Origin of the sequence: Micromonospora sp. D93 (genome assembly GCF_018070365.1) — a bacterium.
Classification (GTDB): domain Bacteria; phylum Actinomycetota; class Actinomycetes; order Mycobacteriales; family Micromonosporaceae; genus Micromonospora; species Micromonospora ureilytica.
On the sequence record NZ_JAGPXW010000009.1, the window covers coordinates 13,701 to 38,166 of the forward strand.

Consider the following 24,466-nt stretch of genomic DNA (forward strand, 5'->3'; position numbering starts at 1 on the left):
CGATGTACGCGTTCATTTGGCGCAAGCTGCCGTTCGGCGTGGTCGGAAAGTTGACCGGCTCGGTGCTGCTGGTGGCCGCCACGGTCGCCCTGCTGTGGTATGTCGCCTTCCCCTGGGCCGAGCCCCTGCTGCCCTTCGACGACGTGCAGGTCGAGTCCGGCGTACCCGCCGAGACCGGTGGCGACCCGGTGACCGTGGAGACCCCGGCGGCCGGCGACGAGCACGAGCTGCCGTACGACACCGACCAGAACAACTCCGCGCCTCCCTCCCCGAGCAGGTGACCATGCGCGTCCTGGTGATCGACAACTACGACTCCTTCGTCTTCAACCTCGTGCAATACCTGGGCCAGCTCGGCGTGGACTGCGAGGTCCGCCGCAACGACGAGATCGACGTGGCCGAGGTGGGCACGGCCGGCGCGGACGGCATCCTGCTGTCGCCCGGACCGGGCAGCCCGGACCGGGCCGGCATCTGCCTGGACGTCATCCGGGAGTACGCGGGCAAGCTGCCGATCTTCGGTGTCTGCCTCGGCCACCAGGCGATCGGCGAGGCGTTCGGGGCGACAGTGACGCGCGCCCCCGAGCTGCTGCACGGAAAGACCTCCGAGGTACGACACCACTCGGTGGGCGTACTCGCCGGCCTGCCCGACCCGTTCACCGCCACCCGGTACCACTCGCTCGCCGTGCTGCCCGAGACGCTCCCCGACGAGCTGGAGGTCACCGGCTGGACCGGCTCCGGCGTGGTGATGGCGATGCGGCACCGGACGCTGCCCATCGAGGGCGTCCAGTTCCACCCGGAGTCGGTGCTCACCGAGGGCGGTCACCTGATGCTGGCCAACTGGCTGGCCAGTTGCGGTCACCCCGAGGCGCTGGAGCGCGCGCCCGCGCTGGCCGCCGAGGTCGACGCCCGCCGCCTTGCGGCCTTCGCCACCACCTGAGGCGGCGGCCCGATCACCGGATCATCGTGACCCCGTGCGGGCCGGGTCAGCCCCGCAGTGCGTCCTGGATCGCGGGGTTCGCGGGCGAGCGCACCGCTGGCGGTCGGTCGCGCACTGCGTCCCAGGCCGCCTTGCCACTGGCGAAGTAGTCCCGAACCGACTTCTCGGCAAGCAGCGCAGCACCACAACCGTCGCAGCGGGCGGGCACCCCGTCGACGTCGAGGCCGAGATGCCGGCACAGCGTCACCGCCCGGGACAGGTGGTACGACTGGGTGACGATCAGGGCCCGCTCGACGCCGTACACCTCGCGCGCTCTCGCGCAGCTGTCGTAGGTATCCAGGCCGAACGGATCGGCCACCACCCGACGCCTGTCGACACCGCGCTCGGAGAGGTACGTCGTCATCACCGCCGGCTCGTCGCCGGACGCGCCACCGCCGTCGCCCGACACGAGGACGACAGTGGCCCGCCCGCGGGCCACCAACTCGGCGGCGGTGTCCAGGCGACCGGCGAGACGGTCGCCCGGCCGCTGCCGATCGGCTGCCACCTCGGTGCCGAGGACGATCACCACGTCGGCGGACGGCGCGTCGGCGGCGGCGAACACGTGGCCGCGTGCGGCGAGCGTCGTCCACAGCCACGGGGAGCTGGCGAGCACCAGCACGACGAGGCCCGCGACGGCCAGCCGGCGGAGGCGTCGAGGCCACCGCCGCACCGCCCCGACCGGGGACGATTCAGCCTCGGTCATGCCGATGCCCGCGGGTGGTCTAGGGCCTGTTTCATAAGGGCGGTCGAGCCGAGGCGGAGTCCGGGCGGCGATCCGGCAAGGCGCGGTTTCGTCCGGATACCGGTGTCGTATCCGGACGAAACCGCAACGCCGCCGGTCGTCGTCCGGGCCCGCCGTAGGCCGACCAGTTCTTATGAAACAGGCCCTAGTCCTGGGGCCGGCTCGGCGGGGGCGGGAACGGGAAACCGATGCCGCCCCCGTTGCCGGGAGGAGTGGTCGGCGTGCCAGTGGGCGTGCCCGACGGCGTGACCGACGGCGTCGGGTCGCTCTCCGGCTCCGGCTGACTCACCTTGATGGTCACCTTCGTGCCGGTGGGCTTCTTCTCCTTGCCGTTCGGGCTCTGGTCGGTGACCTTGCCGGCCTGGTCGGCGGGCACCTCCGGCCCGTCCTGTGCGACGGGCGTGAACCCGGCGTTCTGGAGAACGCGGGTGGCCTCCGCCTGGCTCAGCCCCACGACGTCCGGCACGTCGCGAATCTTGCCGTTCGAGACCGTGAGCGTCACCTTCGTGCCCTCGGGAACGCTCTCGCCCTCGGGCGGCTCGACCTTGAGGACCTCGTCCTCGCTAGCCTCGTCGTTGACCGTCTTGATGTCGTACTTGAGCTTCGCCTCGGTAAGCCGGGCGATGGCGCTGTCGCTCTTGCTGCCCTTGAGCCCGGCGGGAACGCGCACCTCGGGCTTGCCGCCACAGAGCTGAATGGTGACCGTGCCGTTCTGCTTCACCTGGGTGGTCGGCACCGGAAGCTGCTTGACGACAGTGCCCTCGGTGCAGTCACTCGCCAGCACCGGGTCACCCACCTGAGCGGACAGACCGGCTTTCTGGATCTCGGCGATCGCCACGTCCCGGGTCTTACCTGTGAGGGTGGGCACCGACTTCAGGTCCTTGTCCTGCTGCATGTTCCAGAGCAGGGCGGCGACCAGGGCGATCACCGCCAACACGCCGACCGCGCTGAACGTCGCAATCAGCCAGGAGGACGCCTTGCGCTGGCGCGGGTCACCCACCCGAGCGGGCATCTGCCCGGTCTGCTGCCCACGGCCGGAAGCCGGATAGCCGCCCCCACCGCCGGCCGGGGCCATCGCCACCGTCTCCGCCTCGCGCAGCACAGGGGTGGCCAGCACGGGCCGGCCGGCGGCGGCGCGGAGCAGGTCGGCCCGCATCTCGCCGGCGCTCTGGTAGCGGTTGAGCGGGTTCTTCGACAGCGCCTTGAGCACGATCGCGTCGACGGCCGGCGTGACGTCCGGGTTGATGTCGCTGGGTGTCGGCGGCGTCTCCCGTACGTGCTGGTACGCGACGCTGACCGGGCTGTCCCCGACGAACGGCGGGTGCCCGCAGACCAGCTCGAAGAGCACGCAGCCGGCCGCGTACACGTCGGAGCGCGCGTCGACGGACTCGCCGCGTGCCTGCTCCGGGGAAAGATATTGAGCCGTGCCGATCACTGCGCTGGTCTGCGTCATGGTGGTCGCACCGCTGGCGAGCGCGCGGGCGATGCCGAAGTCCATCACCTTGACCTGGCCGGTCTGGGTGAGCATCACGTTGCCGGGCTTGATGTCCCGGTGGATGATGCCGTGCCGGTGGCTGAACTCCAGGGCGGCGCACATGTCGGCGCAGATCTCCAGCGCCCGGCGCGGCTGCAACCGCCCCTCGGCGCCGAGGACCTCCTTCAACGTCCGCCCGTTGACGAACTCCATGACGATGAACGGCAGCGTCTCACCGGTCGGCGCGGTCTCCTCGCCGGTGTCGTAGACCGCCACGATCGCCGGGTGGTTGAGCGAGGCGGCGTTCTGCGCCTCCCGACGGAACCGCATCTGGAACGTCGCGTCCCGGGCGAGGTCGGTGCGGAGCATCTTGATCGCGACGTCCCGACCGAGCCGGAGATCGCGACCACGGTGCACCTCGGCCATGCCGCCATAGCCGAGCAGCTCGCCGACCTGGTACCTGCCACCGAGCAGGCGGGCCTGCGCTGTCATCGCGTCTGTCGTCCTTCGCTCGTCGTCGTCCCGCCGTCGCCCGGCTGGAGTCGTACCTCTCGACGGTACGACGTCCGGGTCGGATCGTCGCGCCCGTCGAGTCGTAGCGCGCCGGACGCCACGGTGCGCGGCGCCAGCCCGGCGGATACGCCGGCCTGGGACTGCTTCCGTAGGTTGTAGGAAATCACGCCGGAGCAGAGCAGGACCAGCACGGCCAGCAGGATGGCGAGAAGCACCATTCCGGGCCGGGACCGCTGCGGCTGGGGTGCTGGCGTCGCCGGGCCGGCCTGCCGGACGTACGCCGGCGGGTGTTCCTGCCGTGGCGGCCCGGACGGCACCGCCGCCGCACCGCGCGGGTAGCCGTTCGGTGCGCCCTGTGGCCGGGCGGGCTGGACGGCCGGCGCGACGGCGGTGGGGCGTGGCTGTTGGGCGGGCGCGATCGCGGTCGGCCTCTGCCCGGCCGCCCCCGCCGGGCGGGCAGTCGGCGGACGCATCTGGTGCGCCTGCGGCACCTGGGCCCGGCCGGGCGCGGCGGGTGAGGCGGGCGCCCCGGAGACCGGCCCGGAGTTGGCGCCGGCCCGGGCCTGTTGGGAGAGCGTGGCCTTGAGCTGACGGGCGACCCCGGCGAGTGCGGCGGCGCTCGGCCAGCGGGCGGCCGGGTCCTTGGCCAATGCCCGTTCGACAAGGGCGCGCACCTGCGGAGGGATGTCGGCCGGCAGTGGCCGGGGTGTCTCCCGGACGTGCCGCATCGCGATGTCGAGGGGGTTGTCGCCCTCGAACGGTCGCCGACCGGCCAGGCACTGGTAGGCGACCACGCCGAGGGCGTACACGTCGGACGCCGGGGTGGCCACGCCGCCGGTGGCCTGCTCCGGCGAGATGTACGAGGCGGTGCCGAGAACCGAACCGGCGGCGGTGAGCTGGCCGACCATGTCGGAGCGGGCGATGCCGAAGTCGGTGAGCACCAGCGTGCCGTTCGGCCGGACCAGCAGGTTGCCCGGCTTCACGTCGCGGTGCACGATGCCCTTCTCGTGCGCGGCGTGCAGCGCGTCGGCGGCCTGAGCGACGAGGGCCATCGTGCGCGCCGGAGTGAGCCGGCCGACCCGGCTCAACGTGGACGACAGGGCGTCACCCTCGACGTACTCCATGACCAGGAAGGCGATCTGCTGGTCGTTGCCGAAGTCGTAGACGTCCACCACGCCGGGGTGGTTGATGGTGGCCATGGTGCGAGCCTCGCCACGGAACCGCTCGCCGAAGTCCGGGTCGTCGAGCAGGGCGGGGAGCAGGCTCTTCACCGCGACCGTCCGGCCGAGCACCTGGTCGGTGCCGCGCCAGACGTCGCCCATGCCGCCGCTGGCGATCCGCTCGTCGAGGCGGTAGCGGTTGCCGAGCTGCACGCCGGGGCTGAGCATGTCAGCGACCCCCTGGGTCGGCGATGGCGGCCTTCATGATCTGGCCGGCGATCCGAGCCGCCTCGGCGCTACCACCGGGGCCGGCCTGCTCCAGCATGACGCAGACCGCAGAGACCGCGTTGCCGTTCTTGTCCAGGGCGTAGCCGATGAACCAGCCGTGGTCGGGCCGGTCCGGAGCGGACTGGGCGGTACCGGTCTTGCCGCCGACCGTGTAACCGCTGATCGCGGCATTCTTGCCGGTGCCGTTCCGGACCACGCTGACCATCATTTCGCGCAGGTCGGCGGCGACCTGCGGCTCGACGGGCTGGCGCAGCTCCCGCGCGCTTGCGGTGTAGTAGCTGGTGGTCCGGTCCGGAGCGAGCAGCTGCCGCACCAGGTACGGCCGCATCTGACTGCCGTTGTTCGCGATAGCGCCGGCGATCATCGCGCCCTCGAGGGGCGTCATCCGGACGTTGTTCTGGCCGATCGAGGACTGGGCCAGTGCGGCCTGGTCGGTGCTGCCGTCCGGGTTCTGGATGTCCCCGGTCCGGCTGGCCGCCGTGGGCAGGCCACCCTCGCCCAGGTGGCCGACGGTCAGGTCCTCCTGCTCGAAGCCGAACTGCCGGGCCTTCTCCTTGAGGGTCTCGGCGCCGAGCCGCACGCCGAGCTGGGCGAAGCCCGTGTTGCACGAGTAGGTGACCGCATCCAGCAGGGTGACCTTCGGATCCGGGCAGATCGAGGAAGCGGCGTTACGGATCGGGGTGCCCGACGTGGGCGGGGTCCAGCTGGATCCGGCCGGGATCTGGGTGGCCTTGGTGATGCCGTTCTCCAGCGCCGCCGCGGCCACCACGATCTTGAAGGTGGAGCCCGGCGGCAGCGTCTCGGCGAGCGCGCGGTTCTTCAGCGGTTCGGCCGGGTCCTTCTCCAGCTTGTTGTACGCCGCGGTTGCCTCGGTGCCAGTGTGGCTGGCCAGCGGGCTCGGGTCGAAGCTGGGCATGGAGACCAGCGCCTGCACCGCGCCGGTACGAGGGTCGATGGCGATCGCCGCGCCCTTCTTCGCCCCCACCTCGTTGTTGCGCAGCTGGTCGTACGCCACGTCCTGCGCCCGCTTGGAGAGCGTGAGCAGCACGTTGCCGCCACCGGTGTCGTCGCCGGTGAACATGTCCTTCAACCGGTCGCCGATCAACTGGTCGCTGGTGCCGGCCAGGAAGTCGTCTTCCACTTCCTCGATGCCGGTTTCGGCGAGATTGACCGGCTTGAAGCCGAGCACGTGGGCGTACTTGGGGCCGCCCGGATAGGTGCGCAGGAACTTCAGCTTGCCGGTGGTCTCCTTGCTGGTGGCCAGCGCGGTGCCGCCGGCCTCGATGTTGCCGCGCTTGCGCTTGTAGTCGGCAACCTGGACCCGACCGTTGTAGTCACTGGTGCGGTATTCATCCGCCTTGTAGGCCTGGATCCAGTTGAGGTTGGCGAAGAGCAGACCGAACAGGACCATGACGACGACGCCGACGCGGCGCAGTGGTGCGTTCACGGCTTGATCACCTCCGTGAGAGCACCGTGCAGTTGCTCGGGCGGGCCACCGCTGGGACGAGCCGCCTTGCCGCTGCCTCCACCGGTCACCGGTCGGCGGGCACCGTCGGAGACCCGCAGCAACACCGCGATGAGCAGCCAGTTGGCCATCAGCGACGACCCACCGGCGGACAGGAACGGGGTGGTCTGACCGGTCAGCGGGATGAGCTTGCTGATCCCACCAACGATCACGAAGACCTGGAGGCCGAGGGTGAACGCCAGACCGCCGGCGAGCAGCTTGCCGAACGAGTCCCGAACCGCGAGCGCGGCGCGCAGCCCACGCTCCACGATCAGCAGGTAGACGACAAGCAGCGCAGAGAGGCCGAAGAGGCCGATCTCCTCACCGATGCCGGCGAAGATGAAGTCGTTCTGCACCTCGGGCAGGATCTCCGGCTGACCGCCGCCGGGCCCGGCACCGAAGAGCCCGCCAGTGCCCAGGGCGAGCAGCCCCTGCACGAGTTGGTAGCCCTTGTCGGTCGGGTCGGCGAACGGGTCGAGCCAGATCTCCGCCCGCACGTAGAAGTTGGCGAACGGCCCGCCGACCGTCGAACCGAGGACGTAGGCGAGGTACGCGCCGCCGAAGAAGAGGACCAGGCCGATCAGCAGCCAGCTGACCCGTTCGGTGGCGATGTAGAGCGTCACCACGAACATGCCGAAGTAGAGCAGCGAGGTGCCCAGGTCCTTCTCGAAGACCAGCACCAGGACGCTGATCAGCCAGACGCCGACCACCGGGCCGAGGTCGCGGCCACGCGGGAAGTCGATGCCGAGGAAGCGCCGACTGGCCAGCGACAGCACCTCGCGCTTGCGCACCAGGTAATAGGCGAAGAAGACCAGCAGCGCCAACTTGGCGAACTCACCAGGCTGGATGGAGAAGCTGCCCACCCGCACCCACAGCTTCGCGCCGTTGATCTCGGAGATGCTCGACGGCAGCACCGCCGGGATCATCACCAGCACGATGCCGGCCAACCCCAGGGTGTACGCGTACCGCGAGATCGACCGGTGGTCGCGCATGATCGCGAGCAGGCCGGCGGCGAGGACCACCGCACCGAGTGTCCAGGCCAACTGGCGCCCGCCCTGCCCCGCGAAGACCGCCAGGGTCTCCCGCTCGGCCACCGGGGCGTCGCCCAGGTCGATCCGGCGGAGGAAACCCACGCCGAGCCCGTTGAGCAGGGCCACCGCCGGCAGCAGTGCCGGGTCGGCGAACGGGGCGAGGAACCGGATGACCAGGTGCAGGCCGAGGAAGACCGCGCCGAGCGCGGCGGCCGGCATCCAGAAGTCCGAGGTGACCGTGTCCAGCAGGTTCGCCTCGACGGTCGCCCCGTACGCGGCCACCAGCGCCATCGCGAGCAGCAGCAGGTACAGCTCGGCGTTGCGGCGCGACCGCGCCAGGCGTACGCCGGATTGCTCGCCCGCGTTCGCGGGCGAGGGTGCCGGTGTGGCCGCTACGGTCACGGGTGGAGTCCTCAGGATCTCAGCCGACGCTCACTCAGGAGACCGGCAACCGGCCGGGTCGAGCGCCGGCGTGGCCGAGTCGGAGGGCGTGACGTCGGGTGTGGTGGTCGCGCCGGCCCCACCGAGAGCGGTGGTGGCACCGACGGTCGGGCTTGCGCTGACAACCCCGTTGGGGGTCGGCGACGCGTTGGCGCTCGGGCTGCCGTTCGGAGTCGGCGTTGACCCGATCGGCGTGGGCGTCGGTGTGGGCGTGCTGCCCCCGGTGACTGTCGCGTCGAGCGGGCAGAGTGGCTTCAGGTTGGGGTTGCTCGGCGTGTCGCTGGTCAGCTCGGCGAGCTGACGCTCGGCGTCCGGCTCACTCTTGGCCCGGATGCCGACCTTGACGGTGTCCTGCGCGGCGACCGTGAGGTCGTCCAGGCGGGTGCCGCTACGGCGGTGCACGCTGGACAGGTCCATCCCGGCGATCTGACCCTGGACGCCGCGGAAGACGGCGACCTGGCCCTCTTCGGTGGCACCCACGTAGTACTGCCGCTGGGTGTACGTCCAACCGCCGAACGCCGCACCGCCGACGATCAGCAGCAGGGCCAGCGCCATGGCGGCGGTCCGGACCGGGCGTCGCTTCGGTCGGTCGGCGTCATCGTCGGAGGCCGCCGGCTCCTCCGGCACGGCCGGGCGCGGCGCGGAGAGCGCCGAGGCTCGGGCGGCCGGAGTCGAGTCGTCGGCGGAGGTCGCCATTCCACGGTCCTGGGCGGCGGCGCCGCCCACGATCGGGCTCGCCTCGACGATGTCCTGATCCGTGGCGTCGGCGATGATCACCGTGATGTTGTCCGGCCCACCGCCGCGCAGCGCGAGCTGCACCAGCCGCTCGACGCACTGCTGCGGGTCGGCGTACTCCCGCAGGGTCTCGCCGATGGTTTCGGCGCTGACCACACCCGAGAGGCCGTCGCTGCAGATCAGGTACCGGTCGCCGGGCATGACCTGGCGAACCGAGTATTCCGGGTCGATGTCCCGACCGTCGAGGGCGCGGGTGAGCAGCGACCGCTGCGGGTGGCTGCTCGCCTCCTCGGCGCTGATCCGGCCTTCGTCGACGAGCATCTGGACGTACGTGTCGTCCTTGGTGATCTGCGCGAACTCGCCGTTGCGCAGCAGATAGGCCCGCGAATCGCCGATGTGGACCATTCCCAGCTTGCTGCCGGTGAAGAGGGTCGCTGTCAGCGTGGTGCCCATCCCCTCCAGCTGCGGGTTGGCGTCCACCGTGTCGCGGAGTTGTTGGTTGGCGGTGCCCACGGCCGAACGCAACGCGTCGACGAGAGCGTCCCCAGGGACGTCCTCGTCGAGCGGCGCCATGGCACCGATGACGATGTTGCTGGCGACGTCACCGGCGGCCATACCGCCCATGCCGTCGGCAACGGCGAGTAACCGCGGCCCGGCGTAGACGGAGTCTTGATTGCCGTCTCGGATCAGACCGCGGTCGCTGTGGGCCGCATAGCGCAGGGTCAGAGTCATGGCCGTAATTCGAGGGAAGTGCGGCCGATCCGGATCGGCACGCCGAGGGGGACGGGGGTTGGTCCGGAGACCTTAGCGCGATCGAGGTACGTGCCGTTAGTCGAGCCGAGGTCCTCGACGTACCACTGCCCGTCACGTGGCACGAGCCGGGCGTGTCGCGCGGAGGCGTAGTCGTCGGTGATGACCAGGGTGGAGTCCTCAGCCCGACCGATGGTGATCTGCGCTTCACCGAGAGTGATTTTCGTGCCGGCCAGCTGACCGGCCGTCACCACCAGCTGGTGCGCCGCTCTGCCCCGCTTCACCTTCGCTGGCTTGGCCGCCTGCCCCGTCGAGGCGCCCACCGCGCGTGGCGCGGCCACCAGGCGACCGGACCGGGCGCCCGCGAAGAGGTCCCGGCGGATCACGCCGACCACAGTGAACACGAAGATCCACAGCAGGATGAGGAACCCGAACCGGGCAACGGTGATGACCAGTTCCGGCAAGGCGGGTCAGCCGTCCACGCGGAAGGTCAGCGTCGTCGTCCCGAGCTGGACCATGTCACCGGGGTTGAGCGCGACGGCGGAAACCCGCTGCCCGTTCACCATGGTGCCGTTGGTCGAACCCAGATCCGTCAGCACGACCTGGCCACCGTCGAAATCGAGCCGGGCGTGTCGCCGGGAGATGCCGACGTCGGGCAGACGCAGGTTGGCCTGGTCGCCGCGACCGATCACCGTCGACCCCATCTGGAGCGGGTAGGTGCGACCGTCGCCGGAGACCAGTCGCACGTTGCGACCGCCACCGTGCCCGGGCGGCGGGCCGTAGCCACCGCCCTGGTCGTACGCGGGGTAGGCGGGCGGGCCGGCGTCGTAGCCGGGTGCCGACACCGGGGCGACCTCGCCGCCGGTGTAGACCTCGGCCGTGACACGGAACATGCCCGTGTCCAGACCCTCGCCTCGCTCGATCTCGACGATCACGTCGCCGTAGACCGTCCACGCCTGCTCGCCGATGAACTCCGCCTGCGACTGGGCCAACTCCTGGGCCAGCGCAGCGGCGTACGGCGCCAGCCGACTGTGGTCGAACGGCGAGAGATCGATCACGTAGCGGTTGGGCACCAACGTGCGCCCACCGGCCAGGATCGCCTTGTGCGCCTCGGCCTCCCGCTGCATGGCGTTGAGGATCTCCACGGGGTGGACCACCCCTTTGAAGACCTTGGCGAAGGCCCCTTCGACCAGGCCTTCCAGACGCTTCTCGAAGCGTTGCAGCACGCTCACCGGCTCCTCCTCGGGTCCCGAGGACATGATGGTATCCGGCCGGCGCGCGCGCAGCTCACACGCCGCTCGGCCGGCTGCTCTCGGCCCGTTCGGAAGGGCCGGGACTGTCGTGCTAATCTTTCGTCCGCCACGAACGGTAATCGCTCGTGGCGAGCGTCGGGAACAGCGTAGTATTCCCGGGGCCCGTTGGAGACAGCGGGGCCGGGCGGCTAGAGTGTTCCGGGTTGTGCCACGGGGATGTGGCGGAATGGCAGACGCGCACGGTTCAGGTCCGTGTGCCCGAAAGGGCGTGGGGGTTCAACTCCCCCCATCCCCACCACCGACGAGGGCTCCGCTTCATGCGGGGCCCTTCCGTCATATCGGGGCGTGCTGGACGTCACGCTATGCTCCGATGGATTCTGCCTCCGATGGACCAGGAGTGGCGTGTGAGTGTCGCGTTGGTGACAGGGTCGGGTGGTCTGATCGGCTCCGAGGCGGTCCGGCATTTCGCCGGCCTCGGTCTGGATGTCGTCGGTATCGACAACGACATGCGCCGGTACTTCTTCGGCGAGGACGGCTCCACCTCGTGGAGCCTGGAACGGCTCGGCCGTGATCTGGGTAACGCGTACACCCACTTCGCGGTGGACATCCGGGACCGGGACGGCCTGGAGCAGGTGTTCAAGAAGTACGGCTCGGACATCGCCGTGGTGATCCACAGCGCCGCGCAGCCGAGCCACGACTGGGCGGCCAAGGAGCCGTTCACGGACTTCGACGTGAACGCCGGCGGCACGCTCAACATGCTGGAGAACACCCGCCGGCACGCGATCGACGCGGCGTTCATCCACTGCTCGACCAACAAGGTCTACGGTGACCGGCCCAACAGCCTGCCGCTGGTCGAGCTGGAGACCCGGTACGAGCTGCCCGAGGACCACCGCTGGTACCAGGGCATCACCGAAGAGATGTCGATCGACCACTCGCTGCACTCGGTCTTCGGCGCCTCCAAGGTCGCCGCGGACGTGATGGTCCAGGAGTACGGGCGCTACTTCGACATGAAGACCGCCTGCTTCCGGGGCGGCACCCTGACCGGCCCGGCGCACTCCGCTGCCGAGCTGCACGGGTTCCTGGCCTACCTGATGCGCTGCGTCATGGAGGGCCGGACGTACAACCTGTTCGGCTACAAGGGCAAGATGGTCCGGGACGCGATCCACTCGCACGACGTGCTGACCGCGTTCGAGGCGTTCTTCCGGGCCCCGCGGTCCGCCGAGGTCTACAACCTTGGCGGCGGCCGGCACTCCAACACCTCCCACATCGAGGCGTTCCGGATTGCGGAGGAGATCACCGGCCGCGAGGCGCAGATCAACTACGTCGAGCAGAACCGCACCGGCGACCACCAGTGGTACGTCAGCAGCATGGCCCGGTTTGAGGCGCAGTATCCGGACTGGAAGATCACTTACGACGTGCCGATGATCCTGCGGGAAATCTACGAGGCCAACGTGGACAAGTGGGTGGCCCAGCCGTGAGCACCCGAACCAAGCGCAACGTGCTCGGCGTCCTGGTCGACGCGACCGACTACGCCACGGCGACCGACGCGGTGGTGACCGCGGCACACGAGCGGCGTCCCCTCGCGCTGACCGCGCTGGCCGTGCACGGTGTGATGACCGGGGTGCTCGACCCGGCGCACAACGCGCGGCTCAACTCCTTCGACGTGGTCACACCGGACGGGCAGCCGGTGCGGTGGGCACTCAACCTGCTGCACCACGCCGGGCTCAGGGACCGGGTGTACGGGCCGACCCTGACCCTGCACGTCCTGTCGCGCTTCGCCGACGAGGGGCTACCGGTCTACCTGTACGGCTCGACCGAGGAGACCCTCGCCCGGTTGATCCCGGCCCTGGAACGGATGTTCCCCGCGCTGAAGATCGCCGGGGTGGAGCCGTCCAAGTTCCGTGCCGTCCAGCCCGGCGAGGACGCCGAGATCGCCGACCGGATCCGGTCCAGCGGTGCCCGGCTGGTCCTGGTCGGGCTCGGCTGCCCGCGCCAGGAGGTCTTCACGTACGCCATGCGGCCGCTGCTCGACATGCCGCTGATGGCGGTCGGCGCGGCCTTCGACTACCACGCCGGGCTGCTGCGCCAGCCCCCGCCGTGGATGCAGCGCGCCGGTCTGGAGTGGCTCTGGCGTCTCGGCCTGGAGCCGAAGAGGCTCTGGCGCCGCTACGTCATCCTCAACCCGGCCTACCTGGGCCGGCTCGCCGCGCAGAAGACCGGCCTGTGGAAGGCCCGCCCGCCGGCGCCGGCCACCGAGCGGCCGGCCAGCTTCTCGGTCTGAACCCGATCCGTACGACGCGAGGCCCCACCCGGCGATACCGGGCGGGGCCTCGGTCGTCCAACGACCGGTCAGACGGTCAGGGTCCAGGTGTTGATGTAGCCGGTGTCGGCCGAGTAGGTGTCCCGCACCTGAAGTCGCCAGATGCCGTCGGCGGCCTCACCGGACACGTTGACCGTGTACGTGGCGTTCACGTTGTCGGTGCTGTCCGAGGTGCTGCTGTTCTTCAGCCGGTACGAGCTGCCGTCCGGGGCGAGCAGGTCGATGACCAGGTCACCGCGGTAGGTGTGCACGATGTTCACCGCCACGGTGGAGGCCGAGGAGGCGTTGCGACCGCACCCGGAGATTGTGATCGAGCTGGTCACCGCGGAGCCGGCATCCGGGATCGACACGTCGGTGCCGTTGGCGCCGGCGCAGCCGGTGGGCGGCGGCGGGGTGCTGCCGGTGCCCACGTAGAGCAACAGGTTCGGCGAGCCCGAGCCGGGGTTGCTCACCACGTTCGGGGTCGCGTTGGCCACCAGTTGGTTGCGGACCTGAGCCGGGGTCCAGCTCGGGTTGGCGCTGGCCACCAGGGCCGCCGCTCCGACCACGTGCGGCGTGGCCATCGAGGTGCCGCTGATCGTGTTGGTCGCGGTGTTGCTGTTGTACCAGGCCGAGGTGATCGACGAACCGGGCGCGAAGATGTCCAGGCAGGTGCCGACGTTGGAGAACGACGACCGGGCATCCGAGCTGGTCGTCGAGCCCACCGTGATGGCCTCCGTGGTGCGCGCCGGCGAGGTGTTGCAGGCGTTCGCGCCGTTGTCGTTGCCGGCCGCCAGGCCGTACGTGACACCCGAGGCGATCGAGTTGCGGACGGCGTTGTCCAGCGAGCTGTTCGCGCCGCCGCCGAGGCTCATGTTCGCCACCGCCGGCTTGATCGCGTTCGCGGTGACCCAGTCGACACCGCCGATCACACCGGCGTTCGTGCCGCTGCCCGAGCAGTTCAGCACCCGTACGCCGACGAGCTGGACGGCCTTGGCCACCCCGTACGCGGACCCGCCGACGGTGCCGGCCACGTGGGTGCCGTGCCCGTTGCAGTCGTCGGCCGACCCGCCGTCCACCGCGTCGTAGCCGGAGGTGGCCCGCCCGCCGAAGTCGTTGTGGGAGAACCGGATGCCGGTGTCGATGATGTAGGCGTGCACGTTGCTCGCCGTGTTGGGGTAGGTGTAGGAGCTGTCCAACGGCAGGTTGCGCTGGTCGATCCGGTCGAGACCCCAGGAGGGCGGGTTGGTCTGCGTGCCGGAGATCGAGACGGTGTGGTTCTGCTCGACGTACGCCACCGCCGGGTCGGCCGCGATCCGCGCCGCCGCGCTCGCGCTCACCTTGGCCTCGAAGCCGCGCAGCGCCGCGCCGTAGGTGCGGGCCACAGTGCCGCCGTGGCGGCCGGAGAGCCGCTTCGCGGTGTCGCCGACCCGGTCCCGGGCCACGGCGCTGTCCTTGAGTACGACGATGTAGCTGTCCGGCACGGCGGTGGCTCCGCCGGCGGCCCGAACCACACCGACGGGTTCGGCGGCCAGGGCTGGGGTGCCGACGGCCAGCATGGTCGCCGCGGTCACCCCGATCAGCACGGACCTTCGTGGAAGACCCATCTCCTACCTCCCTCTGACCGGCGGCGGAACGTGACCACCGGTCCCAACCTCAATCGACACTCGCCGATTTAGCTGAGGGTAGATCAGCCGTCGGGCAGTTGAACATGCCGAAACGTCCATAACCTTCGAGTGATGACCCCCTACGGGCCCGCCGTCCGGGGTGAACGGGGGACGGACCCGGATTCGCCCCGCCGGGATTCGGGAAAGACTCTCGAACATGGAGAGTCAGCTCACCATCCTGCTCCCGGTCGCCGCCGTCTGGCTGGCCGCCGGCGTCGTTGCCGACGGCCTTCCCCGGCTGCGCAACACCCGCATGCTGCGCCGGCGTACCGGATGGTTGCTGGTGTTGGCCCTCACCGGCGTGACGCTCACCGCGGCCGTGCTCGGCGGCGGGCTGTTCAGCGCCGGCACCGCGCCGGTCGACCGGGCCGCCGCCGGGCTCACCCTGGCCGCCGTCCCGGCACTCGTGGCGACGGTCTGCTCGGTACGACGGATCCGCCGGCTCTGGGCCGGTGCTGGCGCGTTCGCCAGCGCCCCCGCCACCCCCGCGCCGCACGGGCTGCGCGCCGCCGCGGCCCACCCGCTCGTCGGGCTGCCACTACAGGTCACCGCCCTGGCCACGCTGCCGGCGATGATCGCGGCGGCCGGCGCCGACCTCGGAGCCGACCCCGGTGTCACCGGGCCGGCGATAACCGTGGGCGCGCTCGCGGTGGTCGCCATCGGGGTCCGGCACGCGCTCCGCCACAACCGCCTCGCCGAGCGGGCCCAGCCCACCGCCGCACGGTCAACGCGGGCGGCTGGCGCCCTGCACGTATAGCAACTCCAGGATCGACCTGGTCGCCTCGAACCAGCGGTCCAGCCAGTCCTGCGAGGGCACCGTGCCCTTCGGCGGCAACTCCATCAGCAGACCACGCAGCAACGGGTGGTCAGCCAGCGACTCGGGCGGCTGCATCGGCCAGCCCGACGGCGGGAACGACGGCTCGATCAGCGGGTTCGGGTCCAGTGAGGGCAGCGAGAGCGGAGGATCCGTCGTCTCGGAAGCGCCCTCCCGACCACTCAACTCCTGGTCGGTCGAGACCACCTCGGTCAGAACCGTGTCCCGACGAGCGCCGCGGTACTTGCCACCGAACCGCTCCGGCTTCGCCGGACCGGTGGTGAGGTTGTCTGAACCGATCGTCGTCATCCGTCTCGCCTACTCGCTCGGTTGCGGGCCGGTGCGGCGGGTCGTCGACCAGCGCCGTACCGACCGGTTCAACGAGACGGGGGCGCTGTGGCGACGGGAATCCCGACGGAACCTCGCCGACCGCCACCGCGACGCGCCTCCTGGGGACACGGCAAAGTCCCCGTCCGGCGAACCGGACGGGGACTCCACTGACCACTCGGTCAGACCGCGCCGAACACACCACCCCTGGTGTTCGCGACGAAGGCGTGCCAGTCACCCGGCGCGAAGACCAGGGCGGGCCCCGCCTTGTCCTTCGAGTCCCGCACTCCGACCGCCCCCGTCACGTACGCCACCTCCACGCAGTTGTCACAGTTCGGCCCGCTCTTCGAGCTCTTGAACCATGCTGCCTGCGTCAGGTCCACGGGGAACCCTTTGGTCGCCATTTCCACAACGGCTCCTCTGCCAGTTTTGCGATGTGTGCGACGGACTCCTCCGGACGTATGGCCGCAGCGCGGATGTGATCGAAGATGAAGCTGTACTTCTGTAGTTCGTCGCTCTTCTCGAGGAAGAGCCCACCCGTGGCGTTCTCCGCGTACACAACATCCGGATCACCGGGCTCAGGGAAGCTGAGGATCGTGAACGTGCCGTCCATGCCGGCGTGCGCACCCACCTCGAAGGGCAGGATCTGCAGCGTCACGTTCGGCAACTCGGCCACCTCGACCAACCGCTTGAGTTGACCGCGCATCACCTCGTCCCCGCCCACCGGCCGACTTACCACCGCCTCATCGAGCACCACCCACAGATCGACCGGATCGTCCTGGGTCAATAACGACTGACGACCCAAACGGACACGCACCCTTTGATGTACCTGATCCGCCGTGAAGTCCGGCCGAGCGGCGCGGATCATGGCCCCGGCGTACTCCTCGGTCTCCAGAAGACCCGGAACGACCTGCTGTTCGTACGCCCGGATCGAACTCGCCGCCGCCTCCAGCCCGACGTACGCGCCGACGAGCACCGTGCTGTAGGGGTGCCACCAGCCCTTTTGGCGGGCCTCCCGGGCGATCTGCACGAGTTCGTCGCTCTCGGCGCCGACCACGCCGTAGATCCGCAGCATGTCCCGCACGTCGCGAGGGGTGGCCGTGGTGTGGCCGGTCTCGATCCGGGAGACCTTCGACGCCGAGCACTCCAACTGTTCGGCGACCACCTCGATGGTGATCCCGGCGGACTCCCGCTGGCGACGCAGCTCGGCCCCGAGCCGCCGCCGTCTGATGGTGGGACTGCGCCGCTCACTCATCGCGCAACCCGTGAGTCTCTGGTCCCCGCCGCTGGCTGCTCGACCCCACTCGGGCTACCTCCGGTAACGCGCCACTGGGTGACACCCGCCGGGGGCGCGATCGTCGACCGGCGAGCGTTCGCGACGAAGGGGGTGGTGCCGGTCCTCGGCCGGCCGCGACGGGCGAAACCGGCTCTCAGTGTGCCGTCCGCACGCGGATGGCTTCAATAGGCCGTTCGCGCGACACGCTCACGTATCGGCAAAAGTCGACGTGCAACTTGCATGAAGCACGTCCCTGATGCACTCTGTCCGTATGGCACGGATCACTCAGCGTCTCCGTTCGGTCCCTCGGAGTGGTGACCCCACCGATCCGGGGAAGCCGGGCACGACGCGGGCCCGGCCCACGACACCTGCTCCGGGGTAAAGACCCCGCCGCTGCAAGCCGGCAAGCTGCGGCGGCGGGCGCGGCTCCCGGAAGCAACCGGGTGGTGGTCGGGTGGCGGCACGTCACCAGCGGGTACGGCCCGACCACCGCCATCCGCACCACCGGTTCACGAGGCACGACCCCGTCACCGGCCGAGACGTCCCCCGTTCAGGCACCGCCGGCGCAACCGCCGGCCGATCCTCCCCAGGAGCCCATGTGCTTCCCCGCACCGGTGACGTAGTGCACGTGACTCGCGCGGCGAGTGTCCAGTTCCTCAGGCCGATCAAGTTCCGGGTGATCCGGGTGCTCGACTGGCCGACCTATGACGGCTGGCTCTGGCTCGACGGCTACGAGTTGAACGCCGCGGGCGACGCTGTCACCCGACGGTCGATCTTCGTGCAGCGCGAAGGGCTGCAGCAACTGCAGGCCGCCCCCGAACCCCGTCCGCACACCGTGCGGGCCCGCCGCCCGGTCGCGCGTACCCCGGTCCGGGTGGGCTGACCGACCCGATCCGCCGCCGGTGGGCGTGCCGTCGCCATAGAATCGGTACGCCCACCCCGGCACCGTTCCACCCGCTCGTCCAGGACCCTGACCCTGGGATGGTCATGGTCAATCAGCCCGCCCTGCGGCGGCACCACCGCTCCCGTATCGCCTATGCCTTCGGACTCCTCGCCCTCCTCGGGGCGATGGCGACACTCCTGGTTCTCGTCCGCGACCCGGCAATGTCGTCCACCCGGCTGACCGCACCGGTGCCCGCACCGGAGATCACCGTGCTCGACTCCGACCCGCCGACGAGCGGCGGTCAGTCGGTCTACGAGGAACCCGGCTGGATCGACACCGACGCCCCGGCGGACCACGCCGATGGTGCCGGCCCGACCGGGTCGGTGTCCGGCCTGGGTGCCGGCGGCCAGTCCGACGGCCCTCAAGCACTCACCGAAGCTGCTCCGACCGGCCACAGCGCCACGGACATCCGCCGCTCCCTGTTCTGGTCCGGCATCTTCGGCCTCGCCATCTCGCTGGCCGGCATCGGCCTCGTCGGCACCCGCCGCCGAATGTGGTGACCAGCGGTCACGGCGTGGTCGTCACGGTGGGGCTCGGCGTGGTCGGGCTCGCCCCGGTCGAGGGCCGGGCCTGCGAGATGATCAACAAGACCTCGTCCTCGGTCGACACCAACGTGCCCGCTCCCGGCTCGGTGCCCACCACAGTTCCCGGTGGCAGCTCCGACGGCCGGTACACCACCCGGTAGGCCAGGCCGAGTCGACCCAACAGCCCCTCGGCGGTGGCCTGCGGCAGGCCGGCGAGCGGTGGCACCGACAGCTCGTCCGGCGCGTCCGTGGTCGCCGAGCTGCTCGGCGACTCACTTGTGGGCGCCGCCGACGTCGGGGCTGCGCTGGACGGCGGGGCGCTGGGGGCGCTGGTCGGCGGAAGCGAGGGGGTGGACCCCGGACCGTCCCGGTCGTCATCCCGCTGGGCGAGCACCAACCAGAGCGCGCCCCCGAGCAGGCCGGCGAGCAGCAGCGCCAGTACGCCCCAGAGGATCGGCAACCACCACCGCCGACCACCCTGCTCCTCGACGTACCACTCTGCGCCCGGGTCATCCGGCCGGGGCGAGCGCACCTCGGCCCGCCCGGCCCACGACGGCGGTATCGGCGCCGTCCGGTCGGCGGGCGGACCCGGCCGGGTGCCAGCGGCCCGATCAATCGGCATGGTCTGGTCGGGCGACGGCTCGGGGCGAGCCGGGACGGTCCGGTCGATCGGTGCCGTCTCGTCCGGGTCGGTGGCGGCTGGCGTCGGCTCCGGCCGGTCAGCGGCTGCTCCGGACGGCCCCGGGCGGTCAGCGGCGGAGGGCAGGGGGCGGGTCCGGTCGTCGTCGTGCTCGCCGGCGGGAGGCTCCTGGCGGTCGTCGCTCATCGCACGTCCTTTCCCCAACCCGGACGGGCGTCATGGCCCTCGACCGCCAACCTAGTCGCCCACACCACCATCGGCGGGGATCAGCGTGCCGAGCCGCGCCGGTTGCCGGCGAGGCAGAACGGCGGGTACGCGCTGGAGGGCTCGACTCGCCGGCCTGAAATCAGGGCGTGGGTTTCGCGGTCGGCTGGCTGTCGGAGCCACACCAGATGCTGACCTGGTCGTTCCACCGAGCCGGGCCGTCCTCGGCGGGCTCCTGCCGGTTGACCTTCCCATTGCGTCCGCTGACGTAGCGCGGGTAGAGGCCCTCGTCGACCAACTCGTCGGCGGCGTCGGCGCAACTCTTGCCGACCACGTCCGGCACCTCGGCGGCCGGCGCCGGCCCGGCGACCCGTAGTTGCACAGTCGTCCCCCGAGTGACCTCGGTGCCCACGTCCGGCGTGGTGCTCTCGACCGTACGGCCGACGCCGCCACCGAAGACCAGCCGCCAACCCAGCCGCTGCTTGCGCAGCGTCTCCCGGGCCTGCTCGAAGTCGGTGCCGATCACCGGCGGCACGGTCAGGCCGGCCCCCTTGGTCGAGGTGGCGGAGGTCTGGACCGCCGACGGTGTCGGCCGGCCGCTGCTCGGTCGGGGTGCGGTGGCCCGGGTGGTCGACGCGCCAGCCGTGGTCGTAACGGCCAGCGGATCACCAGAGGGTGCGTCGTCCCCTCCGGCCAGCAACCAGCCGCCGGTCGCGCCCACGGCGGCGAGCAGCACCGCCGCCAACCCACCACCGAGCACGACGCTGGCCCGGCCCGCACCGCCACCTGCGGCATTCTGCTGGCCCGTGTTCGTGTCCGTCATAACGCCCACCGCCTCATCACCGGCGACCGTACCGCCCGCCGCCCAATCCGCCCGCACCGGCGGTCCACTCCGGCGGGTCGTTGCGACTCGCCGCGCCGACGACGGGACGTTACGCTGCCCGGCATGGCCAGACAGGGCTGGGGAGTGTCGATCGCGACGGCGATCGGGGTCGCTGCCGGCGCCGGTGCCGCACAACTGGGCTTCGGCTACGGGCTCGGAGTCATCACCTGGACGCCCACCGATGCCGGTGCGTCCGACACAGCCTGGGCGGACGGCCTGGCCTGGGCCACCTGGCTCGCCGCCAGTTCGACAGTCCTCGGCGCGGTCTGCGCGCAGCGGCTCCACCAAAGGAACGCCCCGGCGAAGACCGCGATCTCTCCGGGGAGCGCGGCCTCTCCGGAGACCGCGATCTCTCCGGGGAGCGCGGCCGACGGTGTTGTGCGCCCCGAGGGCACGCAGCGCGGCGATCGGGCGTCGGAGCACGAAACCTCGGGTGACGGGCGTCCACCGACCGCCGACACCGCCCAGCATGGGGTGGCGGGCACGCCACCCCAGGTGGCCGAGCCGCCGGTCCACGCCGGTGGCAGCCTGCTGCGGCGGGTGACCCTGGCGCTCGGCGCCGGGCTGGGCGGGCTGGTCACCGTGCTGTTGATCGCCGTACCCGCGCGAGTCGCGACCGGCGCGGACACCGGCGCACCGCAACGGACGGCCGCCGTACAGGCGACGCTGGGCATCCTGATCGGCGTCCTCGTCGCGATCTGGGCGCTTCGCTCCCGAGCCGCCGCGGTCAACGTGACCGCGACGGCCGCCTGGCTCTGGCTGCTCGCGGTGATCTCGGTGATCGACGGGGTACGCGTCGGACGAGGGCTGACCGGCGCCCAACTCGGCACCTGGCAGCTCGACCCGGACCACACCCGATACTGGATCGGGGGCCAGCTCTACTGGCCCGGCGCTCTGCTGGCGCTGGTGCCCGCGCTGCTGATCGGCGTACTGGCCGCCCGGCGATCCGCCCGCTCGGGCGGCCACCGCGTGGGTGCGGCGGCCTCCGGCGCGGCTGGCCCCGTGCTCGTCGCGCTCGCCTACCTGACCACCCTGCCGCACTGGTCGACGCTGGGCCCCGCGCAGCTGTCCACCCAGCTGATCGCCCCGTACTCGGTCATCGCCGGTATCGGCGGCTCGGTGCTGGCCGCCCGCCTCGGTGAGCGAACCGAGCGGAACCGAGCGGCCGAGCAGAACCGCCCGGCCGATCGGGGTGCGGTTGCGCGGGACGCGCTGGCCGACCCGGCCCCGATCGCCGAAACCGACCCCGGGTCGCCGATGACCGGCTCGACCGCCGGAACCCCAGCGTCGACGGGCGGAACCGTGACGTCGACGGCCGGCACCGCAGCGCGGCGCAGAAGGGCCGACGCCGCACCACAGGCACCCAGGGCAGGCTCACTGCCAGGCGAGGCCGCCCCCGTACCGCAGGTCCCCGCCCCCCGAACGGACCCGGACCGTCCCACCGAAGCAGCAGCGGAGGACCTGCCCCCCGGCAGCCGGCGCACCCGAGCCTCCCGCCGCACCACCAACTAACCCCCACCCCCACCAGGGACCCCGCCTCCGACCCTGTTGATCATGAAGTTATTGCCATCCCGACCGGCGTGTCATGGCAATAACTTCATGATCAACGCGGTCGTGGGGTGGCCGGGGGGGGTGGGGTTAGTCGGTTGGCCAGGTGTGGACTGGTTTGTTGGTGCGCTGGAGTTCGGCGTAGCGCTGGACCATGTGGTGCAGCGCGGCCGTCCGGTCCATGCCGTGGCGCCGTTCCGCCGCCCAGACCGCCTCGGTCTGCCAGACGGCACCGTTGCGGCCGGTACGGCAGCGCTGCTCGATGATGCCGAGCAGCCGATCCCGCTCCGCCGGGGCGACGCCGAACCCGTCCAGGCCGGCGGCGGCGGTGGGCAGCAGTTGCTCCAGGACCAGCTTGGTGACCGGCACGTCGCCGAGCCCCGGCCAGTGCAGTGCGGCGTCGAGGCCACGTCGGGCGGCGGCGTGGAAGTTCTCCTCGGCGGAGCTGAAGGTGAGTTGGCTCCAGATCGGACGGTCGGCCTCGGCCAGACCGCGTACCAGCCCGAAGTAGAAGGCCGCGTTGGCCAGCATGTCCACCACCGTCGGACCGGCCGGAAGCACCCGGTTCTCCACCCGCAGGTGGGGGCGGCCGTTCATGATGTCGTAGACCGGACGGTTCCACCGGTAGACAGTGCCGTTGTGCAACCGCAGCTCCCCGAGCTGTGGCACACCGCCGGCGTGCAGGACCTCCACCGGGTCCTCGTCCTCGCAGATCGGCAGCAGCGGCGGGAAGTACCTGACGTTCTCCTCGAACAGGTCGAAGATCGAGGTGATCCACCGTTCGCCGAACCACACCCGCGGCCGTACGCCCTGGGCCTTGAGTTCGTCCGGGCGCGTGTCGGTGGCCTGCTGGAACAGGGCGATCCGCGTTTCGGCCCACAGTTGGCGGCCGTACAGGAAGGGGCTGTTCGCTCCGACCGCCACCTGCACGCCGGCGATGGCCTGGGACGCGTTCCAGTAGTCGGCGAAGCTGTCCGGGGCGACCTGGAGGTGAAACTGGAGGCTCGTGCAGGCGGCCTCGGGGGCGATCGAGTCGGTGTGTGTCCGTAACTGCTCGACACCGCGAATGTCCAGCTCGATGTCCTCGCCCCGGGCGCCGACGATCTGGTCGTTGAGCACCCGGTACCGCTCGTTGGTGGAGAGATTGTCCTCGACGAGGTGCCCCTCGGTGAGGGTGGGCAGGATGCCGACCAGGACGATCTTCGCGTCGGATCTGGCGGCACGCTCGTCGGCCCGGGAGAGGCTGCCGCGCAGGTCGTGCTCGTAGTCGGCGAAACCGGTGCCCTCGATCAGTCGGGGCTCGGCGTTGAGTTCCAGGTTGAACTGCCCCAGCTCGGTCTGGAAGAGGGGGTCCGCGATGTCGGCGAGGATCTCCTCGTTGCGCATCGCCGGTTCGGCTGCCGAGTCGACCAGGTTGAGCTCGATCTCCAGGCCGGTCATCGGCCGGTCGGCGTCGAAGCCGAAGTCGTCAAGCATCAGGGCGAAGACGTCCAGGCACCGCCGCACCTTCTGCCGATATCGGACGCGATCATCCCGGGTGAAGGCGCCCCCTGCGACGTCCCTGCCCATGTGTCCTCCCGACGGCCGGCGCGGTCGGGATCATGCCGTCCCGGAAGCGCTTTGTGAAGCATCCACGGTAAGAGCGCCCACCTGACCGGGGCCAGAGGCCGACGGCGGTGATCCGACGTCGACCGGCGCGGACGCGCTCGTGGCGCCATCTGTACCCCGTCGACGACCGACTGGACCCGATGGCGGCGCGAACAACTCGTGACAATTACCACGAGCGGAGACGACGCAGGGCCCGCGCCGGCGTACGGCGCGGGCCCTGCGTTCCGGATCACCGGGAGGATCCCCCCTGGCCCTCCGGCGATCCCAGGGGATCAGGCCTGACGAACGGCCTCGCCCTCGATCTCGATCTTGATCTTGCGGCTGACCAGCACGCCCCCGGTCTCCAGGGCGACGTTCCAGGTCAGGCCGAACTCCTCGCGGTCGATCTCGGTACTCGCGGAGAAGCCGAAGATGTCCTGGCCGAATGGGCTGCGACCGACACCCTCGAACTCCACCTCCAGCTCGACCGGACGGGTGACGTCCTTGATGGTCAGCTCACCGGCGAGCACGAACTCGCTGCCGCGACGGGACTTGACTCCGGTGCTGCGGAACTCGAGCGTCGGAAACTTCTCGGCGTCCAGGAACTCGGGGCTGCGCAGGTGCGCGTCCCGGTCGGCCTGGGTGGTGTCGACGCTGGCGGCCTGAATGGTGGCGACGACCGACGACTGCAGCGGGTCCTCGGCGATGGTGAGGGTGGCGGTCGCCTCGTTGAACTCACCGCGAACCTTGCTCACCATCATGTGCCGGGCAACGAAGCCGACCCGCTTGTGCGCCACGTCGAGCGCGTAGGTGCCGGCCGCCGGGATGGTGAGGCCGTCCCAGTCGCGGGTAACCGCATCGATGCTGCTGGTCATGCTGCTGTCCTCCAG

The 24,466-nt window shown here is 70.8% G+C and carries 24 protein-coding genes and 1 tRNA gene; 9 read left to right on the top strand and 16 right to left on the bottom strand.

Annotated features, from left to right (window positions below; translation table 11 throughout):
* Positions 1-2 precede the first annotated feature (2 nt).
* Together KBX71_RS12915 and KBX71_RS12920 are read left to right on the top strand one after the other, a co-directional pair.
* The gene (locus KBX71_RS12915) at positions 3-281 is read left to right on the top strand and encodes a hypothetical protein (RefSeq protein ID WP_210818168.1); all 279 of its coding nucleotides are present in this window, start codon (positions 3-5) and stop codon (positions 279-281) included.
* Between the two features lie 2 nt (positions 282-283).
* A complete protein-coding gene (locus tag KBX71_RS12920) occupies positions 284-934 on the top strand; it encodes an aminodeoxychorismate/anthranilate synthase component II (protein WP_124822057.1) in 651 nt (216 codons plus the stop codon).
* A 46-nt stretch (positions 935-980) separates the two neighbouring features.
* Here KBX71_RS12920 and KBX71_RS12925 read toward each other — a convergent pair whose 3' ends face one another.
* From KBX71_RS12925 to KBX71_RS12960, 8 genes are all read right to left on the bottom strand, one after another.
* A complete protein-coding gene (locus KBX71_RS12925; protein WP_210818169.1) occupies positions 981-1,676 on the bottom strand; it encodes a vancomycin high temperature exclusion protein in 696 nt (231 codons plus the stop codon).
* Positions 1,677-1,860: 184 nt separating this feature from the next.
* Positions 1,861-3,681: a Stk1 family PASTA domain-containing Ser/Thr kinase gene (gene pknB, locus KBX71_RS12930; RefSeq protein ID WP_210818170.1), complete on the bottom strand. Its 1,821-nt coding sequence runs from the start codon at positions 3,679-3,681 to the stop codon at positions 1,861-1,863.
* Positions 3,678-5,090 (bottom strand): serine/threonine-protein kinase, encoded by a 1,413-nt coding sequence (locus KBX71_RS12935; RefSeq protein WP_210818171.1) that lies wholly within the window; start codon positions 5,088-5,090, stop codon positions 3,678-3,680. The genes pknB and KBX71_RS12935 overlap by 4 nt, the downstream gene beginning before the upstream one ends.
* A 1-nt stretch (position 5,091) precedes the next feature.
* The gene (locus tag KBX71_RS12940; RefSeq protein WP_210818172.1) at positions 5,092-6,597 is read right to left on the bottom strand and encodes a penicillin-binding protein 2; all 1,506 of its coding nucleotides are present in this window, start codon (positions 6,595-6,597) and stop codon (positions 5,092-5,094) included.
* Entirely contained in the window at positions 6,594-8,087 is a 1,494-nt protein-coding gene (locus tag KBX71_RS12945; protein WP_210818173.1) for an FtsW/RodA/SpoVE family cell cycle protein, read from the bottom strand. The genes KBX71_RS12940 and KBX71_RS12945 overlap by 4 nt, the downstream gene beginning before the upstream one ends.
* 30 nt (positions 8,088-8,117) lie before the next feature.
* A complete protein-coding gene (locus tag KBX71_RS12950; RefSeq protein ID WP_210818174.1) occupies positions 8,118-9,593 on the bottom strand; it encodes a PP2C family serine/threonine-protein phosphatase in 1,476 nt (491 codons plus the stop codon).
* Entirely contained in the window at positions 9,590-10,075 is a 486-nt protein-coding gene (locus KBX71_RS12955; protein ID WP_196928900.1) for an FHA domain-containing protein, read from the bottom strand. The genes KBX71_RS12950 and KBX71_RS12955 overlap by 4 nt, the downstream gene beginning before the upstream one ends.
* Positions 10,076-10,081: 6 nt before the next feature.
* Positions 10,082-10,870 (bottom strand): DUF3662 and FHA domain-containing protein, encoded by a 789-nt coding sequence (locus KBX71_RS12960; RefSeq protein ID WP_007454122.1) that lies wholly within the window; start codon positions 10,868-10,870, stop codon positions 10,082-10,084.
* 206 nt (positions 10,871-11,076) lie between these two features.
* Here KBX71_RS12960 and KBX71_RS12965 point away from each other — a divergent pair.
* The 3 genes from KBX71_RS12965 (at position 11,077) to KBX71_RS12975 (ending at position 13,145) form a co-directional block, all read left to right on the top strand.
* Positions 11,077-11,162, top strand: a tRNA-Leu gene (locus tag KBX71_RS12965).
* 64 nt (positions 11,163-11,226) lie between these two features.
* On the top strand, positions 11,227-12,342 hold the full coding sequence (locus KBX71_RS12970; RefSeq protein ID WP_205780182.1) for an NAD-dependent epimerase/dehydratase family protein: 1,116 nt from the start codon (positions 11,227-11,229) through the stop codon (positions 12,340-12,342).
* Positions 12,339-13,145, top strand: a complete 807-nt coding sequence (locus KBX71_RS12975; RefSeq protein WP_210818175.1) for a WecB/TagA/CpsF family glycosyltransferase — start codon at positions 12,339-12,341, stop codon at positions 13,143-13,145. Before KBX71_RS12970 ends, KBX71_RS12975 begins: the two co-directional genes overlap by 4 nt.
* 68 nt (positions 13,146-13,213) lie before the next feature.
* Here the strand turns inward: KBX71_RS12975 and KBX71_RS12980 are convergent, their stop codons facing one another.
* Positions 13,214-14,770, bottom strand: coding sequence for a S8 family serine peptidase (locus KBX71_RS12980; protein WP_210818176.1), 1,557 nt, complete (start codon positions 14,768-14,770; stop codon positions 13,214-13,216).
* Between the two features lie 217 nt (positions 14,771-14,987).
* Between KBX71_RS12980 and KBX71_RS12985 the strand changes: the two genes are divergently transcribed.
* Positions 14,988-15,587: a hypothetical protein gene (locus tag KBX71_RS12985; RefSeq protein ID WP_210818177.1), complete on the top strand. Its 600-nt coding sequence runs from the start codon at positions 14,988-14,990 to the stop codon at positions 15,585-15,587.
* Here the strand turns inward: KBX71_RS12985 and KBX71_RS12990 are convergent.
* The 3 genes from KBX71_RS12990 to KBX71_RS13000 form a co-directional block, all read right to left on the bottom strand.
* Positions 15,555-15,953 (bottom strand): hypothetical protein, encoded by a 399-nt coding sequence (locus KBX71_RS12990; RefSeq protein WP_210818178.1) that lies wholly within the window; start codon positions 15,951-15,953, stop codon positions 15,555-15,557. The two genes, KBX71_RS12985 and KBX71_RS12990, sit on opposite strands and share 33 nt — an antisense overlap.
* Positions 15,954-16,153: 200 nt before the next feature.
* Positions 16,154-16,375 (bottom strand): DUF397 domain-containing protein, encoded by a 222-nt coding sequence (locus tag KBX71_RS12995; RefSeq protein ID WP_124822070.1) that lies wholly within the window; start codon positions 16,373-16,375, stop codon positions 16,154-16,156.
* On the bottom strand, positions 16,345-17,226 hold the full coding sequence (locus tag KBX71_RS13000) for a helix-turn-helix transcriptional regulator (RefSeq protein WP_091396372.1): 882 nt from the start codon (positions 17,224-17,226) through the stop codon (positions 16,345-16,347). Before KBX71_RS13000 ends, KBX71_RS12995 begins: the two co-directional genes overlap by 31 nt.
* A 619-nt stretch (positions 17,227-17,845) precedes the next feature.
* Here KBX71_RS13000 and KBX71_RS13005 point away from each other — a divergent pair.
* The gene (locus tag KBX71_RS13005) at positions 17,846-18,130 is read left to right on the top strand and encodes a hypothetical protein (protein ID WP_124822071.1); all 285 of its coding nucleotides are present in this window, start codon (positions 17,846-17,848) and stop codon (positions 18,128-18,130) included.
* A gap of 98 nt (positions 18,131-18,228) precedes the next feature.
* Positions 18,229-18,690 carry a hypothetical protein gene (locus tag KBX71_RS13010; RefSeq protein ID WP_210818179.1) on the top strand — a complete coding sequence of 154 codons (462 nt, stop codon included), beginning with the start codon at positions 18,229-18,231 and terminating at the stop codon, positions 18,688-18,690.
* Positions 18,691-18,697: 7 nt separating this feature from the next.
* Here KBX71_RS13010 and KBX71_RS13015 read toward each other — a convergent pair whose 3' ends face one another.
* Together KBX71_RS13015 and KBX71_RS13020 are read right to left on the bottom strand one after the other, a co-directional pair.
* The gene (locus KBX71_RS13015; protein WP_210818180.1) at positions 18,698-19,540 is read right to left on the bottom strand and encodes a PASTA domain-containing protein; all 843 of its coding nucleotides are present in this window, start codon (positions 19,538-19,540) and stop codon (positions 18,698-18,700) included.
* A gap of 160 nt (positions 19,541-19,700) precedes the next feature.
* A complete protein-coding gene (locus KBX71_RS13020) occupies positions 19,701-20,381 on the bottom strand; it encodes a PASTA domain-containing protein (RefSeq protein ID WP_210818181.1) in 681 nt (226 codons plus the stop codon).
* Positions 20,382-20,504: 123 nt separating this feature from the next.
* On the opposite strand from KBX71_RS13020, the gene KBX71_RS13025 reads away from it, so the two are divergent.
* Complete coding sequence (locus KBX71_RS13025; protein WP_210818182.1) at positions 20,505-21,953, top strand: hypothetical protein; 1,449 nt, start codon at positions 20,505-20,507, stop codon at positions 21,951-21,953.
* Positions 21,954-22,079: 126 nt separating this feature from the next.
* Here KBX71_RS13025 and KBX71_RS13030 read toward each other — a convergent pair whose 3' ends face one another.
* Positions 22,080-23,558 carry a glutamate--cysteine ligase gene (locus KBX71_RS13030; protein WP_210818183.1) on the bottom strand — a complete coding sequence of 493 codons (1,479 nt, stop codon included), beginning with the start codon at positions 23,556-23,558 and terminating at the stop codon, positions 22,080-22,082.
* A gap of 311 nt (positions 23,559-23,869) precedes the next feature.
* Positions 23,870-24,451, bottom strand: coding sequence for a YceI family protein (locus KBX71_RS13035; protein ID WP_210818184.1), 582 nt, complete (start codon positions 24,449-24,451; stop codon positions 23,870-23,872).
* Positions 24,452-24,466 lie beyond the last annotated feature (15 nt).

Excerpts from the sequence above, each read along its gene's own strand:
- KBX71_RS12990 (WP_210818178.1), bottom strand. The coding sequence starts at position 15,953 with ATGACGACGATCGGTTCAGACAACCTCACCACCGGTCCGGCGAAGCCG.
- KBX71_RS13015 (WP_210818180.1), bottom strand. The coding sequence starts at position 19,540 with ATGAGCGACGACCGCCAGGAGCCTCCCGCCGGCGAGCACGACGACGAC.
- KBX71_RS12960 (WP_007454122.1), bottom strand. The coding sequence starts at position 10,870 with ATGTCCTCGGGACCCGAGGAGGAGCCGGTGAGCGTGCTGCAACGCTTC.
- KBX71_RS12985 (WP_210818177.1), top strand. The coding sequence starts at position 14,988 with ATGGAGAGTCAGCTCACCATCCTGCTCCCGGTCGCCGCCGTCTGGCTG.
- KBX71_RS13010 (WP_210818179.1), top strand. The coding sequence starts at position 18,229 with ATGGTCATGGTCAATCAGCCCGCCCTGCGGCGGCACCACCGCTCCCGT.
- KBX71_RS13000 (WP_091396372.1), bottom strand. The coding sequence starts at position 17,226 with ATGAGTGAGCGGCGCAGTCCCACCATCAGACGGCGGCGGCTCGGGGCC.
- KBX71_RS12995 (WP_124822070.1), bottom strand. The coding sequence starts at position 16,375 with ATGGCGACCAAAGGGTTCCCCGTGGACCTGACGCAGGCAGCATGGTTC.
- KBX71_RS12980 (WP_210818176.1), bottom strand. The coding sequence starts at position 14,770 with ATGGGTCTTCCACGAAGGTCCGTGCTGATCGGGGTGACCGCGGCGACC.
- KBX71_RS12950 (WP_210818174.1), bottom strand. The coding sequence starts at position 9,593 with ATGACTCTGACCCTGCGCTATGCGGCCCACAGCGACCGCGGTCTGATC.
- KBX71_RS13035 (WP_210818184.1), bottom strand. The coding sequence starts at position 24,451 with ATGACCAGCAGCATCGATGCGGTTACCCGCGACTGGGACGGCCTCACC.
- KBX71_RS13020 (WP_210818181.1), bottom strand. The coding sequence starts at position 20,381 with ATGACGGACACGAACACGGGCCAGCAGAATGCCGCAGGTGGCGGTGCG.
- KBX71_RS13030 (WP_210818183.1), bottom strand. The coding sequence starts at position 23,558 with ATGGGCAGGGACGTCGCAGGGGGCGCCTTCACCCGGGATGATCGCGTC.
- KBX71_RS12915 (WP_210818168.1), top strand. The coding sequence starts at position 3 with ATGTACGCGTTCATTTGGCGCAAGCTGCCGTTCGGCGTGGTCGGAAAG.
- KBX71_RS12925 (WP_210818169.1), bottom strand. The coding sequence starts at position 1,676 with ATGACCGAGGCTGAATCGTCCCCGGTCGGGGCGGTGCGGCGGTGGCCT.
- KBX71_RS12935 (WP_210818171.1), bottom strand. The coding sequence starts at position 5,090 with ATGCTCAGCCCCGGCGTGCAGCTCGGCAACCGCTACCGCCTCGACGAG.
- KBX71_RS13025 (WP_210818182.1), top strand. The coding sequence starts at position 20,505 with ATGGCCAGACAGGGCTGGGGAGTGTCGATCGCGACGGCGATCGGGGTC.
- KBX71_RS12970 (WP_205780182.1), top strand. The coding sequence starts at position 11,227 with ATGCTCCGATGGATTCTGCCTCCGATGGACCAGGAGTGGCGTGTGAGT.
- pknB (WP_210818170.1), bottom strand. The coding sequence starts at position 3,681 with ATGACAGCGCAGGCCCGCCTGCTCGGTGGCAGGTACCAGGTCGGCGAG.
- KBX71_RS12920 (WP_124822057.1), top strand. The coding sequence starts at position 284 with ATGCGCGTCCTGGTGATCGACAACTACGACTCCTTCGTCTTCAACCTC.